Raw genomic sequence first — 6,152 nt, forward strand, 5'->3', positions numbered from 1 at the left:
GCGCGTCTGCGCCCATTTCCTCGGCACGCTGGTGCTCGGCCCACTCTTTCGCTCGTTCCCGCTCCGTTGGGGTCACGAGCGCGGTCATGATCGCGGCGGACTCGGGGTCGAGGAGCCCGGTGAGCCGGGTCATCCCGTCCGACAGCGGCGTCAGCCGCAGGAAGCGCTTACCGCGCCGTTCGGCCTCGTCGGGGGCGGCTCCGTCGGGGTCGAGGAGTTCGACGGCGTGCTCGGTGAGGCGCGCCATTTCCTCGGCGCTGTGCCGGAGCCCGCCCGTGTCGGACCCGGCGAGGGCAACCAGTTCCCGCTCCGCGGCTCCCGTCTGCTCGCTGGCTCCGATCCGTGTGATCACCCGGGAGAGCCCGGCCACGATCACCTCGGCGGCGTCGGTGCCGAGCGCGCCCGCGTCCAGGGCCGCCGCGACCGCGGGGAACGGGCCGGGCACCGGCTCGCCCAAAAGGTTCGTCGCGGTGCGGGTGCGCTTCGCGAGCCGGATGCGCTGCCGGGCGGTCCGCTCGGAGATCCCGGTCACGGACGCGGTGAGCGCGCCGGGGGAGCGAAAGTTGTGTTGTCTCGCGAGGCCTTCTGACCCGTATTCGCGGGCGGAGGCCTCGTCGACACGGCCCGCGGCCCAGACCCGGGCGGCGTCCACGTGCCGCGCCAGGCCCTCGACGGCTGCCAGATCGCGGAGAATGCGTTCGTGGCGGCGGGCCGTCGCGGGGTGCAGGGCCCCTTCGGAGCCGCCCTCGGCGAGGGGAACGCCCTGGAGCCCGCCACCCCAGTCGAGGACGCCCCGCCCAGCTCCGGCGGTGTCCCGGGCCGCGGCGCGCTCCTCGGCGAGCGCACGGGCGGCCTCGTCCCGCAACTGGCCAAGCACCAGCGCGAGCAATTCGGTAGCCCCCGCGACGGACACCGGAACGGTGACGGAGTTGACTGCATCAGCGGTGTCCCTCGGAGTCTCGAGTGCGGGTGTTTCCGCGGCATTCCCGGGCACTGCGGCCCCGCCCGGGTGAAACCCGGGGAGGGCGGCGTCGGTGCTCGGGAAGAAGTTCATGTGCAGACGGTAACCGGGACCACTGACATTCGCGTTTGCCGAGATACGGGACGCGTGGACCGCGCCGACACGGCGGTCATTCGGGCGAGTTGTCGGAGTGAACCACTGTAGAAACACACCACCGCGGGAGCGCCCGGGGGCAGGTCCGCACCTCGGTATTGCGCTGTCCGCGGAGGCGGGACGACCCCGCCCGGGTGGAACCCGGGGAAGGGGGCGTCGGTGTTCGGGAAGAGGTTCATGTGCAGACCATAACCGGGACCACTGACATTCGCGTTTGGTGGGGCGTGGGACGCGTGGACCGGGGCGGCACGGCGGTCATTCGTGCGTGCTGTCGGAGTGCGGAACCGTGGAAACACGCCACCGCGGGAGCCCCTCGGCGCAGGGCCGCGCCCGGGCATCGTGCCGTCCGCGGAGGCAGCGCGGCCCCGCCCGGGCGGAACCCGGGAACAGTGGCGTCAGCGCTGGGGAAGAAGTTCATGTGCAGACCGTAACCGGGACCACCGACATTCGCGTTTGCCGGGGTGCGGGGCGCGTGGACCGCGGCGGCACGGCGGTTTTTCGCGCGTGCTGCCGGAGAGCGCCACCGTGGAAACTTCTCCGTACGGGAGCACCCCGGCGCAGGGCCGCGCCTCGGAGCCGCGCGGCCCGAGGAGGCAGCCCTGCCCTGCGCAGGACACGCCCCAGTCGATGAAGCCCCGCCCTGCCCCGGCGGTGTCTCGAGCCGTGACACACTCCTTGGTGAGGGCGTGGGGGCTTCGTCTCGAAACGCTTATTCCCGCGCCCGGGACCCTCCCGGACCCGCCCGGAAAGGTCCCGGTGGAGTCGGCGAGGGTGCTCGGGGTGAGGGTCATGCGGTCCGGTAAACCGGGACCACTGACACACGCGTTTCTGGGAGAACCGTGCCGCCGAACCCGGGTTCGAGCTGTCGTTCCTGCGGCGCAGCAGGGCCAGCAAGCCGGACCGGCCTCGGGCGCTGGGCGGCCCTCGTCCGGTCCGGAACGACCGGGGGAGCCCCGGCCCGGCCGCTAGGAGAAGGCGCCGATGCCCGTCAGGTCGCGTCCGACGAGGAGCGCCTGGACGCTCTCCGTGCCCTCGTAGGTGTGCAGCGCCTCGATGTCCGCGAAGTGGCGGACGACGTGGTTTTCGAGCAGGATGCCGTTGCCGCCGAGCATGTCGCGCGCGGTAGACGCCATCCGGCGAGCCGTGCGGGTCGCCGTGTACTTCGCGAGCGAGGCCTGCGTCGGGCGCATCTCGCCCGCCGCGTCCAGGTCGGCGAGCTGGCGGCAGTGCAGCTGCAGGGACACGAGATCCGAGAGCATCTCGGTCAACCGTTCCTGCACCATCTGGAAGGAGGCGAGGGGCTTGCCGAACTGGATGCGCTGCTTCGCGTAGCTCAGCGCCGACTCAAACACCGCGGTGGCGTGTCCCAGCGCGCTCCAGGCGACGCCGAGCCGGGTCGCGAACAGGATCTTCGAGACGTCCTTGAAAGAGGCAATGCCGGGCAGGAAACTGTCGGCGGGCACGCGCACGTCCGTGAGCGTGATCTCGGCCTGGTGGATCGCCCGGAGTGCGACCTTGCCGGTGATCGTGGTGGCCGAGTACCCGGGGGTGTCCTGGGGGACGAGCACCCCGCGGACCTTGCCCTCCTCGTCCCGGGCGAACACGACGGTGATATGCCCCACCGAACCGTTGCCGATCCACTTCTTCTCCCCGTTGAGGACGAGCTCGTCGCCCTCAACGCGCACGGAGGTCTCCAGTCCGACCGAGTCGGAGCCGTGCTCGGGCTCGGTCAGGGCGAATGCGCCGAGTTCCTCGCCGCGGGAGAGCGGCCCGAGCCAACGCTCGCGCTGGGCCTCGCTGCCGTAGTCGGCGATGGAGCGGAGCGCGAGCCCCGCCTGCACCGCCGCGATGGTGCCGATCGAGCCGTCGCCCCGGTGCAGCTCCATCATGGCGAGACCGGCGGCCAGCGGGGACACCTGGTTGAGTCCCGGTCCGGCGACGCCGTCGTTAAGCAGGTCCATCTCGCCCATTCGGCGCGCCCAGCTCAGGGGGTACTCGGCCGCGTCCCACGCGGCGTTCACCTCGGGCATCGTCTGCTCGACCATCGCCCTGGCCCGCATCCACACCTCCCGGTCGGCCGCGGGAACATCGGCAAACACGCCGTAGTAGTCCGTGTCGAGGGGGGTGTCCAGCGCGTAATCAGTCATCGTCGTCCTAGCTCTGTCCGGTGTGGAAGGATTGCTGGATAGCCTAGGCCGCTCGACGAGTATTTGTCTGCTGGTTGATGGTGGGCACAGTACGCTTCGAGTGACACGGGGAATGAGTTAGCGAATGGCAACGACACGGTCGATTCCGGTCTGGGTGGCGCTCTTGGGCTCCGCGACCGCCGGAGTGCTGGTCGCCGGGCAGTCCCGGATCAACGGCGGGCTCGGGAAGGGGCTGGAGAACGGCTTCCTGGCCGCGGGAATTTCCTTCGTCGGCGGACTGCTGGTCATGCTGATCGTGATCTCGATCTCGCGCACCGGCCGCCGCGGCATCCGCGAGGTGACCGGGCTCGTGCGCGCGGGGCAGTTCCCCTGGTGGGGCCTCCTCGGCGGGCTCGGCGGCGCGATGCTGGTCTTTTCCCAGAGCGTCACGGTCGGCGTGCTCGGCGTCGCGATGTACACGGTGGGCATCGTGGGCGGCCAGATCCTCGCCGGGATCATCATCGACCGGATCGGCATCGGGCCCTCCGGTACGGTCCGCGCGACGCCCGCGCGGGTGATCGGCGCGGTGCTCGCCCTGGTCGCGGTGCTCGTCTCGGTGTGGTCGGGCCTCAGCGGGACAACGAATCAGCTGTGGCTGCTCATGCCCCTGATCGCCGGAGCCGCGGTCGCGTGGCAGTCCGCGGTCAACGGCCTCGTCCGGGCGGCCGCGCAGAGCACCGCCACGGCGACGTTCTTCAACTTCCTCGTTGGCGCCACGGTTCTCAGTATCGCGGCGCTCGTGTCGGTCGCGGTCTCGGGGTGGCCGGAGGTGTGGCCGACGAACCCGATCCTGTACCTCGGCGGACCGATGGGGTGCATCTTCATCGCCGCCGCGACCCTCTTTGTGCGCTCCGCGGGCGTGCTCCTGCTGAGCATGTCGAACGTGGCGGGGCAGCTCATCGGCGCGATCATCATGGACGCCGTCGCCCCGGTCGCGAACGGGCTGTCCGTGGGGATGCTCGCCGGTGCCGGGATCGCGCTCGTCGCGGTGCTCGTGGCCAGCGTCGGCACGAAGGGGTCCGGACGGGGCACCGCGCCCGCGGCCTGATCCGCTCGGGCCGCGGGCCGTGCGGGGCTACTCCGCCTCGGGGGCGGCCTCGCTCAGCTCGGCCAGGCGCTCGGCGGAGCGGACGGCCTTGCGCGCGTATTTCTCGGCCTTGTTCGCGTGCCGCTTGGCCTTTTTCACGTACTTTGCCGCCCGGTACTCCGCGACCTCCTCGGGGGAGCGCTTCGGCGGTTTCGGGCGGCGCTGCTTCTTGCCCGGGTGGTGTTCCGCGTGCGGCTTCGCTTCGGCGGGCTCGGGAAGCGCGTCGGCGCCGGCCCCCGCGGCCGGTGCGGACGGGGCGAGCGCGCTGAGGAACTCGGCCGGATCGATCCGGCGCTTCGCGGGCAGGGTCTTGCCGAGGTCTCGATCCCGCGTGCCGCCAACGTAGAGCCAGCCGAGGAGCACCTCGTGCTCGGCGAGGCCGTGCGCCTCGTGCACGGCGGGGTGCCGGGTGTACTCGCCTGAGCGCCACATGACGCCCCAGCCCCGCTCGAAGAGCAGCAGGCTGAGCAGATGGGCGACCCCGGCGGCGACCGCTTCCTGCTCCCAGGCGTGCACCTTGTGCTTCGGGGTGATGCTCGCCACGACGGCGATGACGAGGGGCGCGCGCTCGGCCTTCCGATGCGCTTTGGCGCGCTTCTCGGAGCCGGGGGCCTCGCCGGCGGCGTCGGCCAGGGCCGCGCCGAGGAGGTGCCGGGCGTCGCCGCGCATCGTGAGCAGCCGCCAGGGGCGGAGCGTGGAGTGGTCGGCGACGCGGCCCGCCGCGGCGACCAGCTCGGCGAGCTCGGTGTCGTCGGGGGCCCGGTCGTCCACCGCGGAGCGGGAGGTGCGGGCGAGGGCGAGGGCCTGCGCCGGGTACTCGGGGGAGGGGGCCGGGTCGCTCACTCCTGGGTCCCCGGCTCGAAACTCAGCGCGACCGAGTTCATGCAGTAGCGGTCACCCGTCGGGGTGCCGAAGCCGTCGGGGAAGACGTGGCCGAGGTGGGAGCCGCAGGACGCGCAGCGCACCTCGGTGCGAGCCATGCCGAGGCTCCGGTCCTCGAGGAGCTCCACGGCGTCGGGGCGGACGCTCTCATAGAAACTGGGCCAGCCGCAACCCGAGTCGAACTTGGTGCCGCTCACGAAGAGTTCGTTGCCGCAGGCGCGGCAGGAGTAAAGCCCGGCCCGTTCCTCATCGAGCAGCTCGCCGGTGCCGGGGCGCTCGGTGCCTGCCTGCCGGAGCACGGCGTACTCCTCGTCGGTGAGGTTCTGGCGCCACTCGGCGTCGCTCCGCTGGACTGGGTAGCTCATGGGGGCTCCTTCGCGATCCGGGTCGCCGGGATTCCCCGGCCACGGCCCATTCTACGCGCCGTGTCCGAGAGCTCCCGGGGTGATCGCCCCGGGCGAAGGTCTGAGGGAGGTCAGGGTGGCGTGGCCATCATCGGATGTAGGCATTGCTTCCCTAGGTTAGGATCGCCTAAGATGATGAAGCGCGGTAACGAAGCCGCATTCTCTTTCATTCCCGCGTCTCGCTCTCCACCGAGGCTGCCCAGGGATGATTTTTGCATGCCCCCCACCCGAGGAGACGATCCGCTATGTCCGCACCCCGACCGCTCCGGTTGAGAGGCACCCTCGCCGGGCTGCTCTCGGCCGCCCTGATCGCGGGAAGCGCCTTCGTCACCGCTCCGGCGGCCTTCGCCGAGGAACCGGCCCCGGCCGCCCCGGTGACCGAAGAGATTTCCACCCCGGCCGCAGAAGACGTTCCCGCGCCGGGAGCCGATGACGCTTCCGCACCGGTGACCGACGAGGCCCCCGCTGCGGTATCCGAG

General features: G+C 71.5%; 5 protein-coding genes and 1 pseudogene. 2 read left to right on the forward strand and 4 right to left on the reverse strand.

Going from position 1 to position 6,152, the window contains the following annotated elements; genetic code table 11:
- The coding region (locus tag OOT08_RS12475) for a DUF222 domain-containing protein (RefSeq protein ID WP_325093064.1) at positions 1–1,054 on the reverse strand (1,054 nt) is incomplete at its 3' end.
- A 1,025-nt stretch (positions 1,055–2,079) separates the two neighbouring features.
- The gene (locus tag OOT08_RS12480; RefSeq protein WP_325093065.1) at positions 2,080–3,261 is read right to left on the reverse strand and encodes an acyl-CoA dehydrogenase family protein; all 1,182 of its coding nucleotides are present in this window, start codon (positions 3,259–3,261) and stop codon (positions 2,080–2,082) included.
- Positions 3,262–3,385: 124 nt separating this feature from the next.
- Here OOT08_RS12480 and OOT08_RS12485 point away from each other — a divergent pair, with 124 nt between their 5' ends.
- Complete coding sequence (locus OOT08_RS12485) at positions 3,386–4,348, forward strand: DMT family transporter (RefSeq protein ID WP_325093067.1); 963 nt, start codon at positions 3,386–3,388, stop codon at positions 4,346–4,348.
- Positions 4,349–4,375: 27 nt separating this feature from the next.
- Here the strand turns inward: OOT08_RS12485 and OOT08_RS12490 are convergent, their stop codons facing one another.
- Entirely contained in the window at positions 4,376–5,230 is an 855-nt protein-coding gene (locus OOT08_RS12490) for a nitroreductase family protein (protein WP_325093069.1), read from the reverse strand.
- The gene (gene msrB, locus OOT08_RS12495) at positions 5,227–5,634 is read right to left on the reverse strand and encodes a peptide-methionine (R)-S-oxide reductase MsrB (RefSeq protein ID WP_325093070.1); all 408 of its coding nucleotides are present in this window, start codon (positions 5,632–5,634) and stop codon (positions 5,227–5,229) included. The genes OOT08_RS12490 and msrB overlap by 4 nt, the downstream gene beginning before the upstream one ends.
- Positions 5,635–5,918: 284 nt before the next feature.
- On the opposite strand from msrB, the pseudogene OOT08_RS12500 reads away from it, so the two are divergent.
- Positions 5,919–6,152: pseudogene (locus OOT08_RS12500) on the forward strand (transcription termination factor Rho); the annotation flags it as partial.

The organism is Leucobacter sp. M11 (assembly GCF_035726885.1).
In the GTDB taxonomy this organism is placed as follows: domain Bacteria; phylum Actinomycetota; class Actinomycetes; order Actinomycetales; family Microbacteriaceae; genus JAPFRB01.